Below are 25935 nucleotides of genomic sequence, written 5' to 3'. Positions count from 1 at the left end.
GCATTATAGCCTAGTGCATGGCTATGCCACACCCCATATTTCCACCACCGCACATTTGTGCCAAACTAGCCCTCTTTAGGAGGAAGAGATGTTTATAATTTCCACATTGCTCGCCATATTTCTTTATCTAATCGCGGCGTTTCTTCAATTTCGTGTATTAAAAGGGCAACCAACGAAAGGCAAAGTCGTCACGTTACTTGCTTGTGCTGCCGTTCTCTTCCATACCCATTCCGTTTATGGCGTACTTCATCAAGATGATGGAATAAATTTAGGCTTCTTTATTGCAGGTTCGCTTGTCGCCTGGCTCGTCGCCACCGTAGTTATTATTAGCAGCTTTCGACAATCCATTGAAAATCTTTTTATCGGTGTGCTTCCGATGGCGGCCATTACGGCAGCATTATCAATGTGGGGGCCCGATCTTGGTACTGCTAAGCTTTTTAAAGGCGGCCTGATCATCCATATTCTCTTATCTATCCTTGCGTATAGCATTTTCACAGTCGCTACTTTTCAAGCCTTCCTGCTAGCCAAACAAGATCAGGCCCTTAAACAACACCACACCCGCGGGTTAGTGGCATCACTCCCCCCATTGCAAACAATGGAACGCCTACTCTTTGACTTACTGTGGATCGGGATCATATTGCTGACTGCCTCTTTGGTGACAGGCTTTCTCTTTGTAGATAACTTATTCGCCCAACACCTTGTACACAAAACATTACTCTCTATTTTGGCTTGGGTTCTTTACGCTGTTCTACTCTGGGGCAGGACTGTTTTGGGCTGGAGAAGCCACCGAGCTGTTCGCTGGACCGTTAGCGGCTTCTTCCTTTTAATGCTTGGTTTCTTTGGATCCAAACTGGTTTTAGAGATTCTAGGATCTTAGACCAAAGACGCCTCTTGACACACAGTCGGCTCGCACTGAAAATGGCCTTCCCAATAGTTATGTAAGGCCTTTTGTTTTGGAAGATGCATCGATAGGTTTTCTTCTCGGCGTACTTTGTTTTCTGATTTTCTGCTCAGCTTTTTTCTCAAGCTCAGAAACAGGCATGATGTCCCTCAACCGTTACCGGCTTAAGCACCTTGTAAAACAAAACCATCGCGGCGCACGGCAGGCCAGCAAGCTATTAGAGCGTCCCGACCGACTCATCGGCGTTATCCTGATTGGTAACAACTTTGTTAATATTTTAGCTTCTGCTATTGCAACGGTAATCGCTGTTCGCTTATGGGGGGATGCAGGTATCGCTATCGCGACTGCAGGCCTAACTATTATCATTCTTATTTTTGCAGAAGTCTCACCTAAGACGGTTGCAGCACTCTACCCGGAGAAAATCGCTTTTCCAGCAGCGTTTCTCCTTACCCCGCTATTAAAACTAACCTATCCTCTGGTCTGGGTAGTTAATGGTATCACTAATGGTTTACTCAAAGTCTTTGGTATTAGCACTGACGGCAGCGGCGAACATCATCTCAGTACAGAAGAGTTACGCACGCTGGTGAATGAGGCTGGCGCCTTGTTGCCTAAACGTAAGCAGTCCATGCTTTTGGGGGTATTAGAACTAAATGATGTCACGGTAGACGATATTATGATCCCAAAAAACGAGATTCAAGGGATCGATCTAGACCAAGACCTTGACTGTATTTTAGAACAACTGTCTAAAACCAATCACACTCGGTTACCTGTCTATAACGGTGAGGTAAATAAAGTGGTTGGTATTTTACATATGCGTAATCTGGCGCAACTTATTCAACAAGGGAAAGTGACCAAACCTGCCATTTTACAAGTTATTCGTGAACCTTACTTTATCCCGGAAGGTACGCCACTACAGACACAGCTTCTAAATTTCCAGAAAGAGAGCCGCCGTATCGGCTTAGTGGTTGATGAGTATGGTGATGTACAAGGCATTGCCACACTGGAAGATATTTTGGAGGAGATCGTAGGAGAGCTGTCAGCTGAACACCGAGAAGAGAATTCAGACATTCACCCTCAGGAGGATGGCAGCTACTTTATCGAAGCTTCAGCCTATATTCGCGAGATCAATAAGTCGCTCTCTTGGGAACTCCCAACAGACGGCCCTAAAACCCTCAATGGCTTGATCATTGAGACGCTTGAGGCAATTCCCGATGCAAACGTTTGCCTACAGATTGCCAACTACCGGATCGAAACATTACAAATGTCTGACAACCTAATTAAAAGCGCTCGCATCATAGAGCTACCTAAACGTGAGGACTAACTTCACAACTTTGAAAGAACGCTTTGCACTTTATCCGAGATCGTTTGCTCCCTATCAGTACGTGTACCTACTCTCATAGAAGTAGTCACACGGGGGGCTCCCATCTCGTGTACCACTTCGTGACAACGCTTCACCACGGCAAACACGTCATCCCAATCACCTTCGATATTAGTACCATAGGCATGCATTTGATGAGATAAACCCGCGGCTTGAATCTCTCTTTGGCACGCGGTAACGTACTCAGATACAGAAACGCCTACACCTATCGGCACAACACAAAGATCAACCATCACTTTCATTGTTTATCATCCCACCTAACAAATTTCACCTTGATATCGCCGCTCAATTTTCTTGATAACATCACGTCGCTGCTCATTCGTCATAACACCCCATTCCGCTATTTCGATACCGCTGCGTCGGCAAGCGATGCACAAGTCATGCTCATCCAAGGCACAAACGCCCATGCAAGGGTTGCGCACAAAAGGCTCATCTTTTTTATCAACAGTCACGATAATGCTCCGGTCTCGGTTTCATAGGAATATCAGCATCAAACCCGACATTAAGCAGCTCGACCAACATATAGGCAGTCAAGCCCCAAATAATATGCCCGTCGTACTCATATGCTGGAACAAAGTGGCTTTTCCCCTTGAAACGAATCTCGTCTGTATGATGGCGGCGGTCCTCCATAAAAAAAGAGAGAGGAACGCGAAAAATGGCCTCCAACTCATCCGGGTTGGGTGTTAGCTCAATAGCCGCAGGAACAATACCCACCCAAGGCGTCACCTGTAAACTATGCTTTGACATCACTTGTCCCAACGGCGACAGGATCTCAACATCCCTTGGCGATAATCCAATCTCTTCCTCAGCTTCTCGTAGCGCTGTAAACAGAAGGTCAGGATCAGTACTATCGTGTTTCCCTCCGGGAAACGCCACTTCTCCACTATGAGTAGATAAACGCGAAGAGCGCTTCGTTAAGATTACCTGAGGGTCAGGCGAATCGGTTAACGCAATCAGAACCCCTGCTTTAGGGCTTCTACTTGGAAACTGGCGGGGCTCATATGTTCGTAGTCTTTGGCGAAGTTGATTAAGCATAAAACTCCTATATCAATTCTCCAAATATCATACCTTAAAAACAGTTGTTCCTGTCAGTAACAATGAACCAGCATATGATGCCGTCTCGTAATTAAACCGGAGTTACAATCGCCTCTGGGCGCTTAGGCTGCCACTGGCTTAGTAAAACACCCCCTAACACTAATGCGGATGCACATAACTGCTGCAAATTAAATGTCTCTCCCAGTATGAGAAACGCCATTATCAATGTAAAAACAGGAATTAAGTTGATAAAGGCGGAGGCTTGAGAGGCTTTTATTTTCGAGACTGCTAAATTGTATAGCCCATAAGCACCTATATTAATCAGCGTACCTAGATAGACAATAGCTGCAAGCCCTTCCATATTCACAGACGTCGGCAACTCAGTACTAGGAAGCAGCATAAAAGGGGCAAAAAACAATGCGCCACAAAACGCCTGCAGCGCCGTCAAAAACCATGTGGAGTAGCGAGACGACAAATGCTTAAGCGCTAACGTATAGCCCGTCGCGCAAATCATGGCACACAATTCTAAAAAGTTTCCTAGCAACGGATTAGGGGCATGATCAGTCTCATTACTCGCCAAGCTCAACCAGATTGCCCCCGCCACAGCTACACCAAAGCCCAGCCATGCCTCACGGTGAAGACGTTCTTTCAGCACATAAAAGGCACCAATAGCCACTAGCAACGGGGCCAAGGCCGTAATCATACCAGCTTGAGCGGCACTGGTGTTTTGCAATGCATGTGCTTCGAATAGAAAATATAAACAAGGCTCGGATACCACCATGAAAAGCAAAGGCTTCCAGTCACCCTTACGATAATCAATCCTGACAATATATTTAAAGAAGAGAAGAAAACAAACAGATGCCACCAGCATACGCCCAAGGATAACTACCATGGGATCGTAGCTTTGAAATGCTATTTTTAAAGCAATAAAAGAGCTTGCCCATAACAACATAGCAAGGCATAAGCTAATAAAAGGGATTAAGCGTACCGGCACCATTAGGAAGCTTCCACAAAAAAGAGCTAGGATACTCTCAAGCCACCATAAGCCAAATTAATATTTATTAACTAGCATAATTTTTTTTAATGAGATCAGTAAAGTCTTTCGCAGGAATGGCTTTAGAAAAGAGGAAGCCTTGCGCTTGTTCACATCGGTACATCGTTAAAAACTCTGCTTGTTCGGCCGTTTCAACACCTTCAGCTATTGTCTCAAGTCCCAAATGACGTGCCACATCCAATATAGAACCCACTATCGCTTTATCATCCTTATCATTTGGCAGACCATCAATAAAAGCTCGATCAATTTTCAGTTTATCCAATGAGAACTTCTTCAGATAAGCCAAACTTGAATAACCAGTACCAAAATCATCTAGTGCAATTTGAACACCTAATAGCTTTAATTTCATAAGCAGCTGCCGAGCCCTAACCGCATCTTTCATCAGGGTGCTTTCCGTCACTTCAAGCACTAAGCGCTCTGCAGGGAAACCGGTCTCTTTGAGCACCTCTTTAACCGTTGAGTAAAACTCATAACGAAACTGAACCGCCGATACATTAACCGCAACCGAGGGCACATCATACCCTTGAGACAGCCACTCAGCACCTTGCCGGCACCCTTCTCTAAGTACCCATTCACCAATAGATAGGATAAGCCCGGTTTCTTCAGCCAACGGAATAAACTGGTCCGGCGCTATTAGTTCACCCTCATGACACCAACGAATCAGTGCTTCGCAACCGGATAAACGTCGAGTCTGCATATCATATTGAGGCTGGTAATAGAGTTCGAATGCTTTTTTCTCGAGCGCCTGCCTTAGTGCATTTTCCATAATCAAGCGCGACGAGGCCTTTTCATTCATCTCAGCACTGTAAAATTGGAAATTATTTCTTCCTAGGGACTTCGCATGATAGAGCGCAGCATCAGCATTGCGCAGTAACGTTTCAAAATCCTCACCATCCGCTGGATAACTTGCTATACCAATACTGGGGGTTACGATAAGCTCCACACCTTGTTCAACAATAGGCTCAGAGACCATCCGAAGCAAACGCCTCGACAGGTTTGCCGCCGATGCGATAGCGTCGTCACCTTTACCTGAGATTAAAACAACAAACTCATCCCCCCCGATACGGCTGACCGTATCTATCTCTCTAACCGCCCCTTGTAAACGCTGTGCCACTTCCTGTAAAACTTGATCACCCGCACTGTGGCCCAATGAATCATTGATATTTTTAAAACGATCTAAGTCAATAAACATCAATGTAAAGCATCTTAGTTGCTGACGTTTTGCTCTGGCTATCGTTTGGTTAACACGATCCATCAACAAGCGCCTATTGGGCATGCCTGTTAAATCGTCATACTCAGCCATGTAGCGAAGCTGCTCTTCAGCCAATTTTTGTTCGGTAACATCACTAAAGGTAGCAACATAATTTACAACTTCGCCTTGTTCATCGCGAAACGCTGAAAGAGATAAGTGCTCAGGAAACGTTTGCCCCCCTTTTGTCGTGTTCCATATCTCCCCTGCCCATTGATCTGTTTCCATTAAAGATGTCCACATTCGCCGATAGAAATCGGGAGAATGCCTACCTGAAGAGAGTATTTTGGGATTAACTCCCTTTACCTCATCCGAGGTGTATCCTGTTATCTCTGTAAATGAACGATTAACTGCAACTATTCTATTTTCAGGGTCAGTTACCATAATGCCTTCACGGGCAGTTTCAAAAACACGCGAAGCTATTTGCAGCTCTCGAGCATCTTCATCTATCTGGTATTTCTGCGCTTTAATATCAGCCTGATAGTCAAGAAACAAACGCCTTAGCCACTGCCCATATGCCCATGAAATCAATAGCATCACTAAACCAATAGCACTCAACACCAACAGCAGAAACCATAAATCTTCTGTTAGATCTTTCTGCTCCTCTTGCACTTGCCGTCTGAATATCTGATCAATTTCTTCAGGATAAACACCCGCAACTAGAATCCAATTCCAATAGGGGACCACCTCTACCAGTGATAGCTTTTTAGAGGAATGACCACTACCATCAGGAAAGAGCCACTCGTACTCTGTAAAGCCTCCCCCTTGCTTAGCCACATCTAGAATTTGCTGTACGACTTTACGCTCTTGCTCGCTTCTTAATAAAGAAACATGTTTAGGCAATTGCCGCTCTTGCGTATTCGGAGAGAAAAGCACGTAGCCATCTCGATCCAAAACAGATACGTAACCATTACGTCCAAAGCGCAACGACGATATACGTTTTAATGCTTCTTGCTTAAGATCATTCTCTGTTTGATACAAGTAATCCCCAGTTCCTATGACCCAATCAAAAGGCTCAAAGTAACGAACATAGGCTAACTTTGATTTCATGACTTTATTATCATCGGGAGGATACCAGCGATAACGGCTAATACCGGCACGCTCTGGGTTTTTCACAGCATCTACCAAGCCACGCATGATGAAATGCCCAGTATCATCTTGATTATCCCAAAGGGACGTGCCTTCTAATTGTGGTGCTGTTGGAAGAAGAATGCATTGGCCTTGCATGTCATCAATAAAAAGATACCCTCTTCCGTTGAAAAAGCGCACCTCCCTGAGGGATTCACGAATAATCCCTTGAATTTCCGCATCAGGAAACTTGTCCTTTAAGGAGGTATACAAGGATGTAGCTACTGAGTGAGCTTGATTAACATGACTCTTAGCGTCTTCGGCTAAAACACTTTCTGCCTGTTGGCTCATGAAACGAATATAGTCTAGAACAGACGCGAGCTCCGTCTTGAGCCGCCTTTTTTGAGTACTTAGAACCTCTTCATGGAGATCAGCCACTTTAGATTGATCGAAGTACTGTCGTGATATTAGAAACCCAAAGATAGTCACCAATATCAGAAGCACAACACCCACCATGCCCCATGTTTGATAGCGAGGTAAGTTTTGTGGATTGATATTTAGCGACATAAAATCAGCGGTTCCGAAATTAACAACTGCTCATCCTGAAAGGCGAAAAGCAGACGAGTCCTAACTGCTCTAATTAAACAAGATTGTATACCAGCAAGACACTTCAAAACAGCAGTTAGGTTAACACAAGCTTAATAAACTACATGGCTTTAATCTCGTCTTCATACTTGCGGTAGTCAGGGCTATGTAAGCGACTGTAATTCAAGTTCCGAAAAAGGCCTGTCAATTTGGTGAAGTGAGCGCGGACTTTTTCTTTGCTACTAAACTCACGAGGCATGGTCAAACAACCCAAAAGATTAATGAACAGTGTTTTCTGTCGTTCAACGGATGTTGAAGCATCAACCGGATCAAATGCATCCTGTTGCAAGTAAACCTGATCCAAGCAAATAGCTTTATGATAGGTTATGTAATCATCGAGGGTGACACCTTCTTCACCGGTGACCTGCATCATCTGCTGAATTTCTTCGCCGGCTTGTAGTAATTTTTGCATAGATTTAACCTGCTCAACCCAGTCCTCTCCCATATGAGCACTATACCAATCAGATAACTGCTCCAAATAGCGAGACCACGATAGTAATGGGTCCACCGCTGGATACGCCCTTTTATAAGCGCGCTCAGCACTTAATCCGAGAAAGGACTTAACCGTACGAAGCGTCGATTGCGTCACTGGCTCTTCGAAGTTACCCCCAGCTGGTGACACCGTCCCGATCAAGGTTAAACTCCCTCGTTGCCCCTCATTATTTTCTATCAAGCCAGCCCGTTCATAGAGTGCTCTGACAGACGAATCTAAGTAAGCGGGGAAAGCCTCCTCGCCAGGAATTTCCTCTAATCGCCCAGATGTTTCACGCATCGCTTGCGCCCATCGTGATGTTGAGTCAGCGATCAGCAGTACATTGTTACCCATTTGCCGGTAGTACTCTGCAATCGTAATACCTGTATAAATAGAGGCTTCCCTTGCGGCCACCGGCATGGATGAGGTATTACAAATAATCACGGTACGATCCATTAAGGATCCGCCCTTAGGGTCCGCCATATTTGGGAATTCGGTAATTGTTTCTACAACCTCCCCTGCTCGCTCACCACACGCCACAATCACCACAATATCAACATCAGAAAAGCGTGATATTAAACTTTGCAAAACCGTTTTACCTGCACCAAAAGGCCCAGGTATACAGGCAGTACCACCCCGCGCAATGGGAAAGAAGGTATCAATCAACCGAATAGTGGTCAGCAAGGGCTCGTTAGGGAAGAGCCGCTTTGAGTTGCCAGCCCTCAGTAAGGGTTCCGAAACCGGCACCCTGACAGGCCACTGCTGTTGCATCGTTACTTCAATTTCATTGCGATCCGTTTTTAACCGAGCAACCGGTGTCGTCACATTGAAGGATCCCTCTTGCACCCAACTGACTTCAGCCTCTCCTTGCAAACCGAAAGGTGCCATTATTTTGTGCTTAAAACGACCTTCCTGCACAGCACCTATAACATCGCCTGCACGCACTTTAGCGCCAATTTTCACGACAGGAACAAAAGCCCAATGCTGGTGAGGATCAATACCCGATACCTCCAATCCTCTTGGAAGAAAGAACCCATGTTGTGAGGCTATCAACTCCAAAGGGTTCTGCAATCCATCATAAACTTGCCCCAATAGTCCAGGCCCAAGAGAGACAGATAGCATATGCCCCGTTTGCTCAACCGGGTCCCCTATGGCCACACCACGTGTGCTTTCAAACACTTGGACATCAGCTTCACCAAACCGAACCCTTAACACCTCAGCCTTTAAAAACTCTTGCCGGCCCTCTACTCCCAAACGGGTTGGACAGATATGCACCACTTCATTTTTGATAACCGGGTAAGGAGCACCCTCAGCATTGGATAACATCTGGATAGTCACGATATCATCGCGAACACCTTTGACTTTAGCAGTCACTTGCCTGCTGTTCATGATTCAGTTTTCTCCTTCTCCAGATCATCATGCAATGATGTGCTGCCAATCAACGCATTTGTCATCGTATCAAATATTTGGCGGGTTTTTTGCGCATCCGCTTTGAGCGCTTTTGCTAGCACTCCCCAACGAAGTACGTAGCATGCGACGGCTTCAAAATTAAAATCCTGCTGCTTCTCGCAGTAAAAGAGGTCTTGCCATAAGTGTGCTAGAAACGCACTCTCAGCTTGTCCGGGAAACCCTTTCTTGAGCAAACGGACAGTGAATGCCATCTGTGGATGAAACTCATCCATAGAAAACATGGGCTCATACCAGTGCCTGCGGATAAAACCATTCCAACGCCCTATGCCTGAAAAATGCTCAGGATGATTCATATCGGCTTCCCGGTAGCGGATAGCCGCAATGACACTTCTCATTTCTAACTGATAATAGACTCGCTGCTTTAATACATCAGACTGCAGGTTGCCCAATGCTTTAGTCCAATATCGGACAACATCTCGGTCCGATAACTGAGAAAGGGTATCCTCCTCAGGAAAGTAAAGTGACTCCAAGCACTGTAATTGCTGGCTGTCTTGCTCACTGAGCATACTTAAACGCCGATCTAATGCGAGACGCGTAATCGGTAGCACTTTACCACTGTCCAGTTTGGGCAGATGGGGAAGCGACGTCAGCAACGTGTAGTATTCACTCACTAGCGAATAACCCCTTCAAGGATAGCGCGAAACCTAGGCTGTAGATGTTTCAGCAACAGTTGTGATATCGCCGCACTGCTCAGATCAACCTCGATCTCCTGACCGACAAGAGAAACCTTGATACCCTTCCCTTCATGAAGTCCAATACTTAGCCCTTCACGCAACTGCTCAGCAGTCAGCGATTGAACAAATTTACTCAGCTGACCGTCACGATACTCACTGGGGTTTCGTCGCAACTCCTCTAACCCAATAAAGGTTTGGGGCAACAGTACTTCCACTTTTTCTGTAGCATCTAACCCCATATCGACACGGCTCTTACCTACCAGCTCAATGATTAAGCGTTGCAAGAACTCAGGATTATCCATCTGTTGCGATACAAGGCGCTCTACTTGGTCCGTGAAGCTTTTGCCCAAACTCTCTTTAACTTCGAGATTCATATCCCTTGCTGCTATACGCAGTGCATCTTCGCCAGCCTTACGTAAGTGCTCGGCCTCACGACGCGCATTAGCAACCAATTGCTCAGCCTCTTGGCGCGCTTGAGACAACAGCCAGTCAGCACGATGTTCAGCCTCTTCAATTAAGCGTGATGCCTCTTGCTGCCCTGTGCGTACGCCTTGTTCTCTCAACTGCTCTATGAGTGCTTCAACACCTGAAGAGGCATGTACTCCGTTGTCATTCATTCGGCCTCCTAGGCGGGAACACCCGCACTGATAACCAGCGCAAAAATAAAAGCAAACACAGCAAACCCCTCAACAATCGCAGCAGGCGCCAATGACATACCAAATATCTCAGGGCGAATTTTCGAGACATTAATCGCTGACGCGCAACAGCGTCCCTGATACGCCGCACTGAATAGCAGCGCCAAACCACAAAGAATGCCAATACCTGCCAACCCCGCAGCGTTTTCCGGTGTAACTGTGCGATTCAAGGCAAACATCACGACGATGCCATAGATAGATTGTGAGGAAGGCATAGCCGAAATGCCTATGTATCGACCATGTCCTGACTCCGTTTCCAGTAATGCACCACACGCCGCCTGCCCCGCTAAAGAACAGCCAATCATACTGCCGATTGCACCCAGTGCCATGGGCGCGTACAAACCTGCCCATCCTAATGCCATAATCAGGTTATCCAAGGTAAAACCTCCCGTTTTGCGAACGGCTGGAAGGCATAGCCTTCATCCGCCAGACTCCAGTTATAAAATTCGATTAAGTTTAAGCGCAAGCCATGAATGACCCCACTGATAACCGTCAACACAAAGTTTAGTAAGTGCCCTGTGAGCAGAATCAGTACTTTCAATAGCAAGCCGATACCCGGAAGCGCAACGGCCACATCAACCGCAAGCTGATTGAAAGTAACGGCAAGTGAAGCACTGGCTAACCCCAGAGCAAACAAGCGCAAGTAGCTCAACACATCACCAAACAGCTTCGTGACATTTGTGAGTGCCAGCAAACCGCTTAAGAGACGCTTTAAACCCCAGCCAGAGGTTTCAGTGGTAAATAAAAACACCATTACCAACCCCAATCCGGCGCCCAGCCAATGGATGACTGTGAAACCTGACAACCAGCCCCATAAAATAGAAGCGATAGCAATCGCCCAGCCTAGCGGCCCCCAGCGTGTTCGTTCTTTACGTCGAACCCACGCCATCATTAAATTGCCTAATATCAGATGACCTGCCCCGATGCTGATAGAGAGCATCATCATACTGTCGAAGTCATTCAGATCCATGACCTTAGCTGGCGCTAGCCATGAGGGCGGAGGCGCACCAAAATAGCTACCCACCAGTACCCCCCAAACCACACCCGCCAAGGTTAGCGCGACACCCATTACACGAAGTCGTCGCAGGCTCTGCGTTGTACCCATGCGCTTCCAGTAAAATGCCAAAATCCCCCCCAATAAGAGTGAGTAGCCAGCATCAGACATGATCAAGGCAAAAAATGTTACGAAAGAGAAGAACACAACACGAGACGGATCCCAGCCGCGATAGCCTGGCATCTGAAAAAAATGCACAACTTCTTCTCCGCCGGCAACGGAATTCGGATTATCAAGGTAGGTTGGCGGTAACTCATTCGTTTCCGGCTGCAGAAGCTGAAGCACCATACCCTGCTCCATTGCAAACCCTTCTAGCAACTTAGCATCTCGCTCTGCAACCCAACCTTGAACTGCAAAAATCTCTTGCCGATCCATCGTCTGATCCGCAACACTTTTTAAACTGTCTTGGTCAGCGATGCCAGCGACCGAGCGCTGTAAAAGATAGATCCACCGAGTTAGGGCTTCTCGCTCCGCCTCCAGCGTTTCGAGCAAGATCTCCACATCTTCCAGATCTCGCTCTAGAACATCCATGGGCACTGAACCGGTATGCGTGCGCTGCACAGGCATTAGATTCGCAGGAGGCTCTTTAGGAGAAACAACCGCGACATAGGTATGCCGATTATCTCGATAGACGGCAGACCAAGGGAGTGGCACATCACTTAGCTCGCGCATCTTATAATTTGGCACCAAGTAAAACCAAAGCTTATGCTCATACAGTTCACCATGCTCTGGGAGAATAAAACTCCCCCATGGGCGCAGATCTTTGATGCGTTTTTTAAGGAAATCTCTACGCTCAAGTAAAGCCAAACGCCGATTCCGATTTTCAGAGACCTCCGCCAAAATAGTATCTAGTTTGAAATGCCGCTCACTGAGCACCTGACGGCGCTTGTGGGAGCAGGAAAGCAGATATGCCAGCAATGTGGATAAATACTCGGGGCTAACATCCGCTTCTTGAGGCGTATGAGACTCACGCATTTTCTTAGAGGAGAGTGGGATGATGTGTAGCACGCCTAACGTCTGCAGCTGATCCAGCAACTGCGCTTTGTGCTCCGTCAGTCCAATCAGAGTCGCTTTTTGGAGTTTCAAAATACTCATAAAGTTACCAAACTCCGACGTTTATTCTTCGCGATCTTGGCTCTAACTACGCCCGCACGCTCCGCATCAGAGAGCGCAATGCGTATTTTTCTCAGGTTCTTTTCACTTTGCGGGATCAAAACTTTCTCGAACAAATTCAGCCGCTGCGTCGTTTTTTGCAAGCCCTTTCCTAATAAATCTAAACGCTTATTCTCGATCGAAATACGCACTTCTAATTGCAACGCCTCTTCAAGGCAAGACACTAAGAGGTCAACCCAAAAAGGGGTCACTAACCGCGAATACGCCTGACGCTCAACGACTAATTCATCCAGCAGCGGTAGCTTAAGTCCCACTAAGTTTTGTGAAACTAGGGTAAGTTTTGTCACTTTTAGCAGGGTTGAAAGATCAATTTCGTGAGAGGCTAATAGGGTCAGCTCACCTTCCACCTTTTCGCGTAGTTGCGCTAACTCTGCTTGATGCGCTAGCAACAACTTTTGTGTTTCCACGCGGGCCGCCATCAACTGCTTTCGCTTAAGATCCAACGCCGGCACCACCTGCCGGTACGACTTTAAGCGGCGGCTCTCTTTATTGAGAGTGCTTTTATTAAGTGCCAACTTCGCCATATTAAGGATCTACTTGCGATAACGTATCAGCAGGCGTTGGGAAATATTTTTCCACCAAGGAGTCTTTCATTAACAGCTCATCCCGCGAAAAACACTCGGCTAATACCTGCCAACAACGATCCAGAGCATCTTCTAGCGGCATCGTAACGTTGATATCCATGAAATCCCGCTGGAATAACTCTCCAAACTTCAACAACCGATGATCATATTCACTCAACTCAAATGACATCGCTTGCTTTTGCTGCGCATCCTGAGCAGCGGCATAGAAGCGCACCATGGTATTCATAATCTGGCTATGATCTTCACGAGTAACCTTACCAATAACATGCTGTTTTAATCGAGACAGAGAACCAAAAGGATCTATAACGCCATCATGAAGGTAGAATTGACCCTCAGTAATGTAACCCGTGTTATCAGGGACAGGATGGGTTACATCATCACCGGGCATCGTTGTTACGGATAAAATCGTTACCGACCCTGCGCCTCGGTAATCGCAGGCTTTCTCATAGCGTCGCGCCAACTGAGAGTAGAGGTCTCCAATGTAACCACGATTAGAAGGCACGTGTTCCATGGAAATACCTACCTCTTTCAGCGCATCTGCATATGCGGTCATATCGGTTAGCAGCACCAAAACACGCTTTCCCTCTTCAACCGCAAAACGTTCAGCGACCGCGAGCGCCATATCCGGCACTAACAACCCTTCTACCACCGGGTCTGAACCTTGATGCACAAACATAACCGTGCGTGCCAGAACACCCGCATCTTCGAAGGCTTTACGAAAAAAGTAATAGTCATCGAAAATTAATCCCATACCGCCAAATACAACAATATCGGCATCAGCATGGGTACCAATTTGCGCAAGAAGCTGATTATAAGGCTCACCTGCCACCGAAAAGATAGGAATTTTCTGACTTTCAACCAAGCAGTTGAACACATCGATCATAGGAACATCGGTGCGGATCATATGGGACGCTAACACTCGCCGCGCCGGATTCACCGTCGGGCCATCAATTTCAATACTCGGTTCGTCATTCAGTTGGGGGCCGCCATCAATTGCGCGCCCAGTGCCCGAAAAAGCACGCCCGAGAATGTTAGGCGAAAAAGTCACTTCCATAGATCGACCTAAGAAGCGAACAACCGAGTGAGTCGACAACCCTTTTGTGCCCGAGAATACCTGAAGAGAAACCTCCTCACCTTCTAAAAGAATGACCTGCGAAAGGTGTGGGGGGCGAGCGCTATCGGCAATACTCTCAATCAGCGCTAAGTCACCAAAACAGATAGCCGTTTGTTTATTTTCTGTGGCAGGGACATGAACTTTAACTATATCCCCAACAATTTCCAAAATCCGGGAATAGCGCATGAGTAACTGTGTCACTGAAATCTCCCTATGCAGCCGTGATTTACTAATAGATCAGTAGATTAAAACTCTGCTAATTTCCAAACATCATAGGCCACTTCCTCGTAGGGGTGGGCCTGCTTTAACACCTCAACCACTTGTTTAATAAGATGATCTTCACACACCATCTCCACCTTCCACTCAGGAAGTTTCTCTAACTGATTGAATGTACCAATAAAAGGCTGGCTCGCTTCGGTTGGCCTAAACTGACCTTGACCTAACGTTTGCCAACAACAAGCCTCATAATTGCCTATTTTTCCTGCACCAGCATCAAACAAGGCACTTTTTACCTCTTCCAGCTGCGCTTCAGGCACAAAGAAAGCTAACTTGTACATACTCTACCCTGATGTCGTTTTTCGCATATTGATCTACAACATAGGACATGCCAGATAGATTGTGCAAGTGCGTTATGACAATTTAATGTTGCAGTCTCTCAACAATAGCTTGTGCGATAGCGGGAATCTGATCTTTTAGGGATAACGACAGATCAGCCAGTGGGCAACATTGTTCCAATTGCACAGCACAGACCACGCTCACTGGAAGCTCTATGGATAACGCCGCGGCCAGCTCAAACGTGTCTTGTACACCCCAAGAGTGGCCACTGGTCATTTTGACCCGCTGATTCAGCATCAACTCATGGGGAGCCAGAAAGCATACATCACCTATCTGTTGACCGAAATCTGCCGCATCGATAACCAAGACGGCACCTCCCGACTGCAGATGAGGTAATAATGACAACCCAGGCCGATCTAAACAGAGCCACTCAGTGACACGGGGAAGTAAGTTATTAACATGAAGGTGGTCAGCTATTGCCCAAGCAACTTGGTCATCACCGTGAGGCGAACCTATCGCTATGACTTTTGATATCGTATCCATACCGTTAACGTTATCGCCGCTTTATGTTCAGCGTTAGAAAGTGAGTTGCACAAGATATACAGGGATCATAATTGCGAATAACCTGCTCACAATGTTTCTGCAGCGCTTCATCCGTCTGATCTAAGCCGAAAGCTAACAAGGATTCATGTAGGTCTTGTTCGATTCTCGCCTGATTTTGGCTGGTAGGCGGCACAATACGCGCAAACGTAATATGGCCTTGCTCATCCACCTCATACTGGTGCCATAGCAACCCTCTGGGTGCTTCGCTCCAACCATAACCTGTTCCTGGCACCACCTTCCAAGCAACCGATGGCGAGCATGGCTGACAATAACGCTTTAATATCTGAATAGACTCATGCAGCGCAAAGCAAATTTCAATACCTCTTGCCAACATACTATCGAACAGTGTTTGGCTAGGAAAACGAGGGTTACGGGATAACATATCTAACAAATAGTCAGAGCCCTCTCCATGTTGTTTAATTAGATTGAGCCTCGCTAACGGGCCAACCAAGTACGGCTGCTGATCAAGATGGCTCCACAATGCGGTTGAGTAGGGTGACTGAAACTCTTCAACATGCTCCGTGAATTGCTCGGCCAATAAACGGTGGCCTTGCGTTGAGTGCAGAACACCTTGTTCAATAGCGCCTTCTGGATACACCAAGGCAACAGAAGTAAACGTTTGGGCAGGCCCTGTTACTGGGAGTTGATTAAGCCAGGCCAACATTGCTTCAGCTTCAGGGAGTGCTGCCTCCAACTTAGCCAGCAGCTTGCTGATCGATAATCTATCCGGCGCACGGTGAAAACCACCTATTTTGACGCCAATCGGGTGAACAGAGCGTCCGCCAAGCAAACGCATTATTTCATTTCCCAAGCTTTGCAGCTTCAGACCTCGCCTGACTTGATCAGGGTAATCCTTTGCCATGGCAATACCACTTGCATACCCTAGGAAATCGGGCAGCGCCAGCATATGGACATGTAAGGCATGACTCTCTATCCACTCACCACAATATAACAGTCTGCGCATCTGCTGAACCCAAGGGTCGGGCTCCACCGAAAACAGAGACTCGAAAGCATTAACAGCGCTGACTTGGTAAGCAACTGGACAGATACCACAGATACGCGCCACCATATCGGGTACTTCGCTAACGTGACGCCCTTCAAGGAACTTCTCAAAAAAGCGAGGTGGCTCATATATTCTCAGACGTAAGGTCTCAATGTTGCCGTCTTGGATAATTAAATCTAACGCACCCTCGCCCTCTACTCTGGCTAAGATAGGTACCGATAGATCCACTCGGCGCTTACTCATCTGGCACCTCCTAGGTCACTGACCAGTCCGTGCGCGTAGAATGAATCAACCGAAAGCGCCTTGCTATACGCTCTGGTTGATACCCTAAACCGACAAAACGGTTAGCCAACCCCTGCGCATTACAGGTATCTGATGGCCCAAAACAGCCAAAACAATCACGGCCAAATGCAGGACACAACGCGCCACATCCTGCCCGAGTAACAGGCCCTAGGCAGGGCTCCCCCTTAGTAACGAGCGTGCATACATATTGGGCCCGTTTACAAGACATACACACTTTTTCAGTATCATCAACAGGCCATACTCCGCGCAATAAGGCGCCGACTAACGTCACGATCTGCTGGCTCGTAATGGGACACCCCCAAAGTTCAAAATCAACGGGGACGTAATCAGCAATCGCCGACGAGGTACGAAGCGTGTCGATATAGGAAGGCGTTGCATAGATCGTCCCTGTCCAATCATCGGGGCTTTGCGCAGCATTTTTTAAGGCCTGAATCCCTCCCGATGTCGCGCAAGCACCGATGGTAACGAGTCTATTACTCACCGCACGAATTGAAGCTATACGATTTTCATCATGAGCCGTCACGATACTACCTTCAATAAAAGCGATATCGACATGGGCCAACTCATCGACATAACCGGCTTCAGGAAAGTGCACAATCTCTACTGCTTCGGATAATTCAATCAACGCTTCGCCCATATTGAGAAAGGCTAACTGACAACCATCACAGGAACTAAATTTATGCACAGCAATGCGTAGACGTTCCATCAAAACCCCCGCTTACCTAGCAACTCTGCGATTTCAGGGTAACTAAAGACAGGCCCATCTCGACAGATAAAGGCAGCTCCAAATTGACAATGCCCACACAACCCAAGTGCACATTGCATATTACGCTCCATGCTCAGAAAAAGATTTTCTGGGGCATAGCCAGAATTGATTAGAGCTACAGCAGAGGCACGCATCATACCTTCAGGGCCACACATCATTACGTAGCTATGCTCAGGATCAGTTTCTAGCTGGCCAAGTAGTTCTGTCACTTTCCCCGTATGGAACGGCCAAGCCATGCCCGCTTGATCAGCTGAGAGCAAGACCTGAGTGCCTTTAACCTGTCGCCAAATCTGGTATTGCTCTGCCCAAATAAGATCATCACTATGCTTAACACCCTGCACAATCGCAAGGCGACCAAACTGTTCCCGCCGCTGCACTACGTAGTTAATCAGTGAAACGACGGGCGCGCAGCCCAAGCCGCCCGTCACCACCACAATATCTTTCCCATTCAATAATTCGAGCGGCCAGCCACGGCCAAAAGGACCACGCAAACCTAATTTATCGCCGGTTTTTAGTTTCGATAACCCTGCGGTAACCCGGCCAACCTGTCGGATCGTATGATCAATTGACATCCCATCCCGCGGGTCCGATGCGACCGAGATGGCAACCTCCCCCACACCTGGCAATGTCAGCATATTAAATTGCCCTGGAAGAAACTGATAAGCCTCACGCATCGCTTGGCCACAAATACGCAGTTTCAATGTAAAAATGCTCGGCGTTTCTTCAATGCACTGTAAAACTTGGACCTCTGCGGGCACGCGCTTCATATCCATCAGGAGTCCTCCGCACAAACTGCATTAGCAACGGCGACGAAGTCGATACCGGCAGGGCACCACGTCGTGCAGCGGCCACAGCCGACACATCCACTACGGCCATATTGTTGGTGCCAACTCCCCAGCTTATGAGTCATCCACTGTCGATAACGACTCGCAATATCCGGCCTGACCTGATGGCCAGCCATATAACCATGCCCTTGCGAGAAACAACTATCCCACGATCGATAATGATCACTAACGCTCACATCCAGAGAAACCTGTTCTGTTTCTTTATGACAAAAGCAGGTCGGACAAACGGAAGTGCAGTTGCCACACGCTAAGCATTGTTCTGCTACGCGTTGCCACTGTGGACTATCTAAATGAGCAAATAATACTGAAGATAAGTCACCTGAGGGCAGAGCTTTTGATTGCGCCTCAATCGCTTGTTGGTGCTGGTATATGGCCTCATCTCTTTGAGATTGCGTCGGCATCTGCAGCAAAGAGGCACGCTTTTCGAGCAAGCGCCTGCCCTCATCCGTACCTGCGCGTATCAAATAGCCGTTATCCAGCTCGGCTAGATTCCAATCCGCCTCCCCACCTGCATGGGGGCCATCGCCCGTAGAAGCACAGAAACAAGTATCGGCAGGGTGAGAGCAATCAACAGCGATCAAGAATAACGATAATCGGCGCTTTTGGTATCCTAAATCTTGATGACTTGCCTGTAAGAAGTGCTGATCTTGTAAATTCACGGCTGCCATATCACAACCACGAACGCCCAGAATGGCAATCTTTGTAGGTTGAGGATCCGGAGGTAAAAAAACCAAACTGCCATCTTCCATACGCTTTGAAGACCATAGCAGCTCGTCAGATGGAAACAGAAACGGACGAATCGCCTGAGGGCCGTTAGCCCACGCAAACAAACGCTCCGACATATCATGGTACAGCTGATAGTGCCCTGAAGATTGTTGATCATGCCAACCTTTAGGAAGATCGCTTTCTTGGTAAATGGGTTTGTACTGAATAGTTTGATCGGCCACCGCAGGCCCTACCACATCAAAACCCTCAGCAACCAAGGTTTGCAATAAAGGCCACAAACCAGAGCGCTCGATAAAGTAGGTTGAATCCTCAGCCATGGATGATCCCCTATACCGTTTCTTATTCAGCATAGAACATCGCGAGCGGAGAATAAATATCTGTCTACTTCTTAGCCTTTATCCTGCAAAACAGACATCTTAGGATATAATGAGGCCACAGGATCGGGAGGGATAATGATTAGATTACTAGGAGCGCTTGCCGCTATCGTTTTGATGTTCATTTGGCTGTCGCCAGAGCCAACGCCTTCCAACGATGCGCCTGCTATCACCCTACCGCCGACTACAAGCGCTCAAGGGAGTGCTTTACAAGCGCCTATCCAAATTCCTATTACCCAATCATCACCTCACCAGTTAGAAAAGTACACGCTGTACCCCAAAGCAGACATTCATTTTTCGGCACGCTTGCTTAGTAAAGAGTATTATCGATTTGATCGGGAGTCTGACTTATCACCGGTCGATCTCGCCCTAGGGTGGGGACAAATGGCAAATCCCACTGTCACTAACCAGCTAACCATCTCGCAAAGCGGTCGCTGGTTTCGCTGGAAAACAGATCAACTGCCAATCCCCCGCAAAGAGATTGAGATAAGTGCAGCCAATGTACATATCATACCTGCCAATGATCATATTAAAGACCAGATATCAGACATAAAAGAGGGGGAAATGATTCGGCTTTCAGGGCAACTGGTGAATATCAAAAGCGACGATGGCTTCTACTGGAACACCTCCTTAACCCGAGAGGATACAGGTGGAGGGGCCTGCGAAATACTCTATACCACACATATAGAGCGCCTACCTGACCCCTTTCAATAGAGAAGTATTAAAGCTCTTCTATTTGGCGACGCATATCTTCGATTTTGCGGGAAACTACTTTTTCCAGATGCTCAATATCATCAAGCAATCGCTGCTTTTTAGTTTGTGCGGATTTGTCTTCAGCAACCAGCTGGTCTAATTCAGCCACCGCTCGGAGAAAATAAGGGGAAGACTCAGTCGTTGCGATATAAGGCACACGCCCTTCATTAACACGCATGTTCTTATGCATACGCTTAAATTTAAACTTTTTGCTTTTTGCCATCCAGTCGCCTTGATGACGATGGAAATAGATTTTCAAGATATCTACATCGCCTTCGATACGCGAGGTATAGCGCTCAATATCATGAGGCTCATCGATACCCATTTCTATCAATGTTGGAAACTTCTCTGCAGACATGTCCTTTTAACTCCCTACGGGTCGCTTCTTATTTATACGAAAGTATAGAGCACCTTAGGAAAAAATTTCATCAAAGGAAACAAAAATCTGACATAGAGATTAACTTTTTTTGACCAATAAAAAAGCTGCTCGAAAGCAGCTTATAAAACAAACAGTTAGGAGTCTACCTAGCGAAGCGATAAAACATCCTGCATATCAAACTGTCCTGCCTCTTTATCAGCCAGCCAAGCTGCAGCTCTAACCGCACCTTTAGCAAAAGTCATACGACTGCTGGCTTTATGGGTAATCTCTATGCGTTCGCCTTCCGTTGCAAACAGTACCGTGTGATCACCCACCACATCACCAGCTCTGATCGTCTCAAAGCCAATCTCTTTACGGGTACGAGCTCCTACCTGCCCTTCACGGCCATAAACAGCGCACTCTTTAAGATCGCGCCCCAACGCATCAGCCACTACTTCACCCAAGCGTAATGCAGTACCCGACGGTGAATCCACCTTATGTCGGTGATGCGTTTCAATTATCTCAATATCGTAATCATCTCCCAATGTTCGGGCGATGGTATCTAAAATTTTAAAGCAAACATTAACCCCAACGCTCATATTCGGTGCGAACATGACAGCGGTTTTTTCAGCACAAGCGGCTAAATGTGCTTTCTGCTCATCATCGAGCCCTGTCGTGCCTACGATAATTTTTTTACCATGCTCAGCACAAAAGGAGAGGTTTTCCATGGTGGTTTCTGGTGAAGTGAAGTCAATTAACAGATCAAATTGGTCTTTCACTTCTCCCAGTGTCGCCACCAATGGTACACCCAGCCTGCCAACACCTGCGACTTCGCCTGCATCTGCGCCGATTAACGATGAATCAGGCAGTACCGTGCCCACTGTTAACTGCACACCTTCTGCCTGACAAATCGCCTCGATCAGAGTCTTACCCATGCGCCCAGCGGCACCCATTACAGCTATTCTCATTACTTTTCTCTCAGTTTCGCTAGCCGTATTAGTCTTTTGCTAACTCAATTTTCTGATTCATATCTAAGGCAGGTTTTTCGCAACCTGCGCAGCCAACAACGCGTGCAGGGACACCCACAACCGTCGTATGGGGAGGTACAGTATCCAAAACGACACTGCCGCCACCCACTTTAGCCCCGATGCCCACTTCAATGTTACCAAAAATATTAGCGCCGGCTGCAATCAGCACACCTTCGCGAATTTTCGGGTGACGATCGCCGCTTTCTTTACCAGTACCACCGAGCGTAACATTCTGAAGAATAGACACATCATTTTCGATAACGCATGTTTCACCAACAACAATACCTGTGGCGTGGTCAAACATGACACCATGCCCTATTAATGCTGCGGGGTGGATATCTACTTGAAAAACAGAACTAACACGGCTCTGTATATACAAAGCCATTGATTTACGCCCCTGCTTCCACATCCAATGAGCCACGCGATACGCTTGTAACGCATGAAAACCTTTCAGGTACAGTAACACGATAGATGATTTATCTACGGCAGGGTCGCGAGTGCGCACAGCAATAATATCATGGCAAGCTGCAGTGATAATTTCAGGATCAGACTCCATTGCCTGCTCCAGTAATTCACGCAATAAAACGGCTGACATGACATCATCCGCAAGCTTACTCGCCAAAAGATAGGACAATGCCGACTTCAAACCTGAATGGTTGATAATGCATGAGTGGTAGAAGCTCGCCAAACAAGGCTCTGTTTGAACCTCCACTTTAGCTTCTTGCTGAATACTCAGCCACAAGACTTCTGGCTCTGCACTTAAATCAGTCATTTAACCACTCTCCCCTATCAGACAAATCGGGCCGCTAAGCGGCCCGTTGCTGATCAATCTTCAAAAAACTTTTTCACAGAATCAAAGAAAGAGTGTTTCTTTGGACTGTGTTTTTTATGGCTATCGTCGGTCGTTTCTTGGAACTCCCTTAACAGCTCTTTCTGACGGCTGGTCAGATTCACTGGCGTTTCTACTACAACACGCACCATCAAGTCCCCTGCTCCACCACCACGTACAGGCGCGACACCTTTTCCACGTAGTCGGAACAGTTTACCCGTTTGCGTTTCAGCCGGAATCTTCAGTTTAACGCGACCGTCCAGCGTAGGCACCTCTAATTCGCCACCTAACGCCGCATCGATAAAGCTGATAGGCACTTCACAATACAAATGGCGACCATCGCGCTCAAAGATCGCGTGCTCGCGGACCTGTACCTGAACATACAGATCACCAGCAGGACCGCCATGGGAACCTGCTTCGCCCTCACCAGAGAGACGAACTCGATCGCCCGTATCAACACCCGCCGGGATTTTAACCGACAGCGTCTTAGTTTTCTCAACCCGACCATGACCATGGCAGTGCTGGCAAGGATCCGTAATGATCTTACCTTCACCGTGACACGTTGGGCAGGTCTGTTGTACGGAGAAGAAGCCTTGCTGCATACGCACTTGGCCCATACCACCACAGGTACTACAGGTTTTAGCGCTGGTGCCCGGTTTTGCTCCTGTACCATCACAAGGCTCACAGGCTACGAGTGTGGGAACCTTAATCGTTTTCTCTACACCACGCACCGCCTCTTCGAGGCTGAGATCCATGGTATAACGAAGATCAGCGCCCCGTTGAACCGAACTGCGCCGACGGCCGCCACCACCGCCAAAGATATCACCGAACACATCACCAAACACGTCGGAGAAGCCACCATCAAATCCACCAGCACCGCCACGCATATTAGGATCAACCCCGGCATGGCCATACTGATCGTAGGCGCTCTTTTTCTGCGCATCTGACAGTACTTCGTAGGCTTCGTTGACCTCTTTGAATTTCTCTTCGGCTTCTTTATCATCAGGGTTTCGATCAGGATGATACTTCATCGCTTGTCGACGAAACGCCTTTTTAATATCTTTATCGCTGGTATTGCGATCGACGCCTAATACTTCGTAATAATCTCTTTTAGACATATATCCGGATCTTGTCAGTTTGAGCGGTTAGCTCCCTCCGGGAGCCGGACACGACAACGCGGGCTGACGCCCGCGCTGCCACACTTTAGTGTTTACAAGGGCAAGCGCTTAGCTTACTTCTTGTCATCCTTCACTTCTTCGAACTCAGCATCAACAGCATCATCCGCAGCGCTGCCTGATGCTTCTGCAGCATCACCCGCTTCAGCCTGCTGTGCCGCTTCGGCATACATCTTCTGAGCCAAGCCAGAAACCGCTTCTGTTAATGCCTCAGTTTTGCTGTCGATCTCTGCTTTATCATCACCCTTCAAGGCTTCTTCCAGTGCTGCAATCGCGCCTTCAATAGCCGTTGTTTCTTCAGCCGTCGCTTTATCGCCGGCTTCTTTAAGGGTTTTCTTCGCAGAGTGAACCATCGCATCACCTTGGTTGCGCGCTTGGGTCAGTTCTTCAAACTGTTTATCAGCATCCGCATTGGCTTCTGCGTCACGAACCATTTGCTCGATCTCTTCATCACTCAAACCAGAAGAAGCTTTAATGATGATCGACTGTTCTTTACCCGTTGCTTTATCCTTAGCTGATACATTAAGGATACCGTTGGCATCCAAGTCGAAGGTTACTTCGATCTGTGGAACACCACGTGGCGCTGGAGGAATATCAGCCAAGTCAAAGCGACCCAACGATTTATTCTGAGAAGCCTGCTTACGCTCACCTTGAACAACGTGAATCGTTACTGCGTTCTGGTTGTCATCCGCTGTTGAGAAGATCTGAGATTTCTTAGTAGGAATCGTTGTGTTCTTCTCAATCAGTGCTGTTGCAACACCACCCATGGTTTCGATACCCAAGGTCAGTGGCGTAACGTCAAGCAACAAGACATCTTTCACATCACCAGACAGTACCGCGCCCTGAATCGCCGCACCGACAGCAACCGCTTCATCCGGGTTAACATCTTTACGTGCTTCTTTGCCAAAGAAGTCAGCAACAACTTGCTGAACCAATGGCATACGCGTCTGACCACCCACCAGAATTACTTCATCAATGTCTGAAGCACTCAAACCGGCATCTTTCAATGCTGTACGGCATGGATTGATTGAATTAGTAACCAGCTCTTCAACCAACGACTCTAGTTTTGCACGCGTAATTTTCACATTAAGGTGCTTAGGACCTGTTGCATCAGCCGTAATGTATGGCAGGTTTACGTCTGTAGATTGCGCAGTAGATAGCTCAACTTTTGCTTTCTCTGCCGCTTCTTTCAGACGCTGTAGTGCCAGAGGATCGTTGTGCAGATCAATGCCAGACTCTTTCTTAAACTCAGCTGCCAAGTATTCGATCAAGCGCATATCGAAATCTTCACCACCAAGGAATGTGTCACCGTTGGTAGCCAATACTTCAAACTGGTGCTCGCCATCAACATCAGCGATTTCGATGATAGAGATATCGAATGTACCACCACCTAAATCGTATACAGCGATTGTTTTATCGCCTTTGGATTGATCCATACCGTAAGCCAGTGCCGCAGCTGTTGGCTCGTTGATAATACGTTTAACGTCTAGGCCCGCAATTTTACCAGCATCTTTCGTTGCCTGACGCTGAGAATCGTTGAAGTAAGCAGGTACTGTGATTACCGCGCCCGTCACTTCTTCACCTAAATAGTCTTCTGCTGTTTTCTTCATTTTTTTCAGAATCTCAGCAGAGATCTGAGGCGGTGCCATTTTATTGCCTTTGACTTCTACCCAAGCGTCACCATTGTCTGCTTCGATAATTTTATAAGGCACCATGCTAATATCTTTCTGGACCACGTCATCTTTAAAACGACGGCCGATCAAGCGCTTAATAGCAAACAGCGTATTATGAGGGTTTGTAACAGCCTGACGCTTAGCTGACTGACCAACTAACGTTTCGTCATCTGTATAAGCGATGATGGAAGGGGTTGTACGATCACCCTCTGCGTTTTCGATAACGCGCGTTTTGTCACCATCAAGAACCGCAACACAAGAGTTGGTGGTTCCTAAATCGATACCAATAATTTTACCCATGTCTACTCACTCCGATATTCGTTACCCGATTGGACGGGCTAAAAATCTGTTTTAAAACCGCTTGCCTTGTATATGGAT

26 protein-coding genes are annotated in these 25935 nt (G+C 47.2%); 3 read left to right on the top strand and 23 right to left on the bottom strand.

The features are described from left to right. Window positions 1–88: 88 nt before the first annotated feature. A complete protein-coding gene (locus F0U83_RS02360) occupies window positions 89–877 on the top strand; it encodes a cytochrome C assembly family protein (protein ID WP_138986341.1) in 789 nt (262 codons plus the stop codon). 76 nt (window positions 878–953) lie between these two features. Further along, the gene (locus tag F0U83_RS02355; RefSeq protein WP_138986340.1) at window positions 954–2222 is read left to right on the top strand and encodes an HlyC/CorC family transporter; all 1269 of its coding nucleotides are present in this window, start codon (window positions 954–956) and stop codon (window positions 2220–2222) included. Window positions 2223–2224: 2 nt separating this feature from the next. Here the strand turns inward: F0U83_RS02355 and F0U83_RS02350 are convergent, their stop codons facing one another. The 18 genes from F0U83_RS02350 to F0U83_RS02265 all read right to left on the bottom strand — a co-directional run bounded on the left by F0U83_RS02350 (window position 2225) and on the right by F0U83_RS02265 (window position 19684). Next, window positions 2225–2521: an MTH1187 family thiamine-binding protein gene (locus F0U83_RS02350; RefSeq protein ID WP_138986339.1), complete on the bottom strand. Its 297-nt coding sequence runs from the start codon at window positions 2519–2521 to the stop codon at window positions 2225–2227. 15 nt (window positions 2522–2536) lie between these two features. Then, window positions 2537–2731 carry a DUF1289 domain-containing protein gene (locus tag F0U83_RS02345; protein WP_246077607.1) on the bottom strand — a complete coding sequence of 65 codons (195 nt, stop codon included), beginning with the start codon at window positions 2729–2731 and terminating at the stop codon, window positions 2537–2539. Beyond that, window positions 2721–3314, bottom strand: coding sequence for a CoA pyrophosphatase (locus F0U83_RS02340; protein ID WP_138986338.1), 594 nt, complete (start codon window positions 3312–3314; stop codon window positions 2721–2723). The genes F0U83_RS02345 and F0U83_RS02340 overlap by 11 nt, the downstream gene beginning before the upstream one ends. Before the next feature lie 91 nt (window positions 3315–3405). Then, window positions 3406–4311: a DMT family transporter gene (locus F0U83_RS02335; protein ID WP_138986337.1), complete on the bottom strand. Its 906-nt coding sequence runs from the start codon at window positions 4309–4311 to the stop codon at window positions 3406–3408. A gap of 64 nt (window positions 4312–4375) precedes the next feature. Then, on the bottom strand, window positions 4376–7252 hold the full coding sequence (locus F0U83_RS02330; RefSeq protein WP_138986336.1) for a bifunctional diguanylate cyclase/phosphodiesterase: 2877 nt from the start codon (window positions 7250–7252) through the stop codon (window positions 4376–4378). A gap of 139 nt (window positions 7253–7391) precedes the next feature. After that, the gene (locus F0U83_RS02325) at window positions 7392–9191 is read right to left on the bottom strand and encodes a V-type ATP synthase subunit A (protein WP_138986335.1); all 1800 of its coding nucleotides are present in this window, start codon (window positions 9189–9191) and stop codon (window positions 7392–7394) included. Further along, complete coding sequence (locus F0U83_RS02320) at window positions 9188–9883, bottom strand: hypothetical protein (protein WP_138986334.1); 696 nt, start codon at window positions 9881–9883, stop codon at window positions 9188–9190. Before F0U83_RS02320 ends, F0U83_RS02325 begins: the two co-directional genes overlap by 4 nt. Further along, window positions 9883–10563, bottom strand: a complete 681-nt coding sequence (locus F0U83_RS02315; protein ID WP_138986333.1) for an ATPase — start codon at window positions 10561–10563, stop codon at window positions 9883–9885. Before F0U83_RS02315 ends, F0U83_RS02320 begins: the two co-directional genes overlap by 1 nt. An 8-nt stretch (window positions 10564–10571) precedes the next feature. Beyond that, complete coding sequence (locus tag F0U83_RS02310; protein WP_138986332.1) at window positions 10572–11018, bottom strand: ATP synthase subunit C; 447 nt, start codon at window positions 11016–11018, stop codon at window positions 10572–10574. Continuing rightward, window positions 11006–12790 carry a V-type ATP synthase subunit I gene (locus F0U83_RS02305; RefSeq protein ID WP_138986331.1) on the bottom strand — a complete coding sequence of 595 codons (1785 nt, stop codon included), beginning with the start codon at window positions 12788–12790 and terminating at the stop codon, window positions 11006–11008. The genes F0U83_RS02310 and F0U83_RS02305 overlap by 13 nt, the downstream gene beginning before the upstream one ends. After that, the gene (locus F0U83_RS02300; RefSeq protein WP_138986330.1) at window positions 12787–13392 is read right to left on the bottom strand and encodes a V-type ATP synthase subunit D; all 606 of its coding nucleotides are present in this window, start codon (window positions 13390–13392) and stop codon (window positions 12787–12789) included. Before F0U83_RS02300 ends, F0U83_RS02305 begins: the two co-directional genes overlap by 4 nt. A gap of 1 nt (window position 13393) precedes the next feature. After that, window positions 13394–14767 (bottom strand): V-type ATP synthase subunit B, encoded by a 1374-nt coding sequence (locus F0U83_RS02295; RefSeq protein ID WP_211343607.1) that lies wholly within the window; start codon window positions 14765–14767, stop codon window positions 13394–13396. Window positions 14768–14811: 44 nt separating this feature from the next. After that, the gene (locus F0U83_RS02290) at window positions 14812–15123 is read right to left on the bottom strand and encodes a YqfO family protein (RefSeq protein ID WP_138986329.1); all 312 of its coding nucleotides are present in this window, start codon (window positions 15121–15123) and stop codon (window positions 14812–14814) included. Window positions 15124–15205: 82 nt separating this feature from the next. Beyond that, entirely contained in the window at window positions 15206–15664 is a 459-nt protein-coding gene (locus F0U83_RS02285) for a hydrogenase maturation protease (RefSeq protein ID WP_138986328.1), read from the bottom strand. Window positions 15665–15674: 10 nt separating this feature from the next. Beyond that, entirely contained in the window at window positions 15675–16970 is a 1296-nt protein-coding gene (locus F0U83_RS02280) for a Ni/Fe hydrogenase subunit alpha (RefSeq protein ID WP_138986327.1), read from the bottom strand. 10 nt (window positions 16971–16980) lie between these two features. Continuing rightward, complete coding sequence (locus F0U83_RS02275) at window positions 16981–17736, bottom strand: NADH-quinone oxidoreductase subunit B family protein (RefSeq protein WP_138986326.1); 756 nt, start codon at window positions 17734–17736, stop codon at window positions 16981–16983. After that, complete coding sequence (locus tag F0U83_RS02270; protein ID WP_138986325.1) at window positions 17736–18569, bottom strand: FAD/NAD(P)-binding protein; 834 nt, start codon at window positions 18567–18569, stop codon at window positions 17736–17738. The genes F0U83_RS02275 and F0U83_RS02270 overlap by 1 nt, the downstream gene beginning before the upstream one ends. Continuing rightward, a complete protein-coding gene (locus F0U83_RS02265; protein WP_138986324.1) occupies window positions 18569–19684 on the bottom strand; it encodes a 4Fe-4S dicluster domain-containing protein in 1116 nt (371 codons plus the stop codon). Before F0U83_RS02265 ends, F0U83_RS02270 begins: the two co-directional genes overlap by 1 nt. 135 nt (window positions 19685–19819) lie before the next feature. Here F0U83_RS02265 and F0U83_RS02260 point away from each other — a divergent pair, with 135 nt between their 5' ends. Then, the gene (locus tag F0U83_RS02260; RefSeq protein ID WP_138986323.1) at window positions 19820–20455 is read left to right on the top strand and encodes a hypothetical protein; all 636 of its coding nucleotides are present in this window, start codon (window positions 19820–19822) and stop codon (window positions 20453–20455) included. A gap of 7 nt (window positions 20456–20462) precedes the next feature. Here F0U83_RS02260 and F0U83_RS02255 read toward each other — a convergent pair whose 3' ends face one another. The 5 genes from F0U83_RS02255 to dnaK all read right to left on the bottom strand — a co-directional run bounded on the left by F0U83_RS02255 (window position 20463) and on the right by dnaK (window position 25857). Next, window positions 20463–20852, bottom strand: a complete 390-nt coding sequence (locus tag F0U83_RS02255; RefSeq protein ID WP_138986322.1) for a DUF3461 family protein — start codon at window positions 20850–20852, stop codon at window positions 20463–20465. 167 nt (window positions 20853–21019) lie between these two features. Continuing rightward, window positions 21020–21820 (bottom strand): 4-hydroxy-tetrahydrodipicolinate reductase, encoded by an 801-nt coding sequence (gene dapB / locus F0U83_RS02250; RefSeq protein WP_138986321.1) that lies wholly within the window; start codon window positions 21818–21820, stop codon window positions 21020–21022. Between the two features lie 28 nt (window positions 21821–21848). Further along, entirely contained in the window at window positions 21849–22652 is an 804-nt protein-coding gene (gene cysE, locus F0U83_RS02245; RefSeq protein WP_138986320.1) for a serine O-acetyltransferase, read from the bottom strand. 53 nt (window positions 22653–22705) lie between these two features. After that, window positions 22706–23827, bottom strand: coding sequence for a molecular chaperone DnaJ (gene dnaJ, locus F0U83_RS02240; protein WP_138986319.1), 1122 nt, complete (start codon window positions 23825–23827; stop codon window positions 22706–22708). Window positions 23828–23940: 113 nt separating this feature from the next. After that, entirely contained in the window at window positions 23941–25857 is a 1917-nt protein-coding gene (gene dnaK / locus F0U83_RS02235) for a molecular chaperone DnaK (protein WP_138986318.1), read from the bottom strand. Window positions 25858–25935: the final 78 nt, after the last annotated feature.

The organism is Neptunomonas concharum, from assembly GCF_008630635.1.
In the GTDB taxonomy this organism is placed as follows: Bacteria; Pseudomonadota; Gammaproteobacteria; order Pseudomonadales; family Balneatricaceae; genus Neptunomonas; species Neptunomonas concharum.
Note: the sequence above shows the minus strand (reverse complement) of the source record. Positions and strands in the feature narration are given on the sequence as shown.

Coding starts and splice junctions, on each gene's coding strand:
- F0U83_RS02360 (WP_138986341.1), top strand. CDS start 89: ATGTTTATAATTTCCACATTGCTCGCCATATTTCTTTATCTAATCGCG.
- F0U83_RS02350 (WP_138986339.1), bottom strand. CDS start 2,521: ATGAAAGTGATGGTTGATCTTTGTGTTGTGCCGATAGGTGTAGGCGTT.
- F0U83_RS02340 (WP_138986338.1), bottom strand. CDS start 3,314: ATGCTTAATCAACTTCGCCAAAGACTACGAACATATGAGCCCCGCCAG.
- F0U83_RS02335 (WP_138986337.1), bottom strand. CDS start 4,311: ATGGTGCCGGTACGCTTAATCCCTTTTATTAGCTTATGCCTTGCTATG.
- F0U83_RS02330 (WP_138986336.1), bottom strand. CDS start 7,252: ATGTCGCTAAATATCAATCCACAAAACTTACCTCGCTATCAAACATGG.
- F0U83_RS02325 (WP_138986335.1), bottom strand. CDS start 9,191: ATGAACAGCAGGCAAGTGACTGCTAAAGTCAAAGGTGTTCGCGATGAT.
- F0U83_RS02315 (WP_138986333.1), bottom strand. CDS start 10,563: ATGAATGACAACGGAGTACATGCCTCTTCAGGTGTTGAAGCACTCATA.
- F0U83_RS02305 (WP_138986331.1), bottom strand. CDS start 12,790: ATGAGTATTTTGAAACTCCAAAAAGCGACTCTGATTGGACTGACGGAG.
- F0U83_RS02300 (WP_138986330.1), bottom strand. CDS start 13,392: ATGGCGAAGTTGGCACTTAATAAAAGCACTCTCAATAAAGAGAGCCGC.
- F0U83_RS02290 (WP_138986329.1), bottom strand. CDS start 15,123: ATGTACAAGTTAGCTTTCTTTGTGCCTGAAGCGCAGCTGGAAGAGGTA.
- F0U83_RS02285 (WP_138986328.1), bottom strand. CDS start 15,664: ATGGATACGATATCAAAAGTCATAGCGATAGGTTCGCCTCACGGTGAT.
- F0U83_RS02280 (WP_138986327.1), bottom strand. CDS start 16,970: ATGAGTAAGCGCCGAGTGGATCTATCGGTACCTATCTTAGCCAGAGTA.
- F0U83_RS02275 (WP_138986326.1), bottom strand. CDS start 17,736: ATGGAACGTCTACGCATTGCTGTGCATAAATTTAGTTCCTGTGATGGT.
- F0U83_RS02270 (WP_138986325.1), bottom strand. CDS start 18,569: ATGGATATGAAGCGCGTGCCCGCAGAGGTCCAAGTTTTACAGTGCATT.
- F0U83_RS02265 (WP_138986324.1), bottom strand. CDS start 19,684: ATGGCTGAGGATTCAACCTACTTTATCGAGCGCTCTGGTTTGTGGCCT.
- F0U83_RS02260 (WP_138986323.1), top strand. CDS start 19,820: ATGATTAGATTACTAGGAGCGCTTGCCGCTATCGTTTTGATGTTCATT.
- F0U83_RS02255 (WP_138986322.1), bottom strand. CDS start 20,852: ATGTCTGCAGAGAAGTTTCCAACATTGATAGAAATGGGTATCGATGAG.
- dapB (WP_138986321.1), bottom strand. CDS start 21,820: ATGAGAATAGCTGTAATGGGTGCCGCTGGGCGCATGGGTAAGACTCTG.
- cysE (WP_138986320.1), bottom strand. CDS start 22,652: ATGACTGATTTAAGTGCAGAGCCAGAAGTCTTGTGGCTGAGTATTCAG.
- dnaJ (WP_138986319.1), bottom strand. CDS start 23,827: ATGTCTAAAAGAGATTATTACGAAGTATTAGGCGTCGATCGCAATACC.
- dnaK (WP_138986318.1), bottom strand. CDS start 25,857: ATGGGTAAAATTATTGGTATCGATTTAGGAACCACCAACTCTTGTGTT.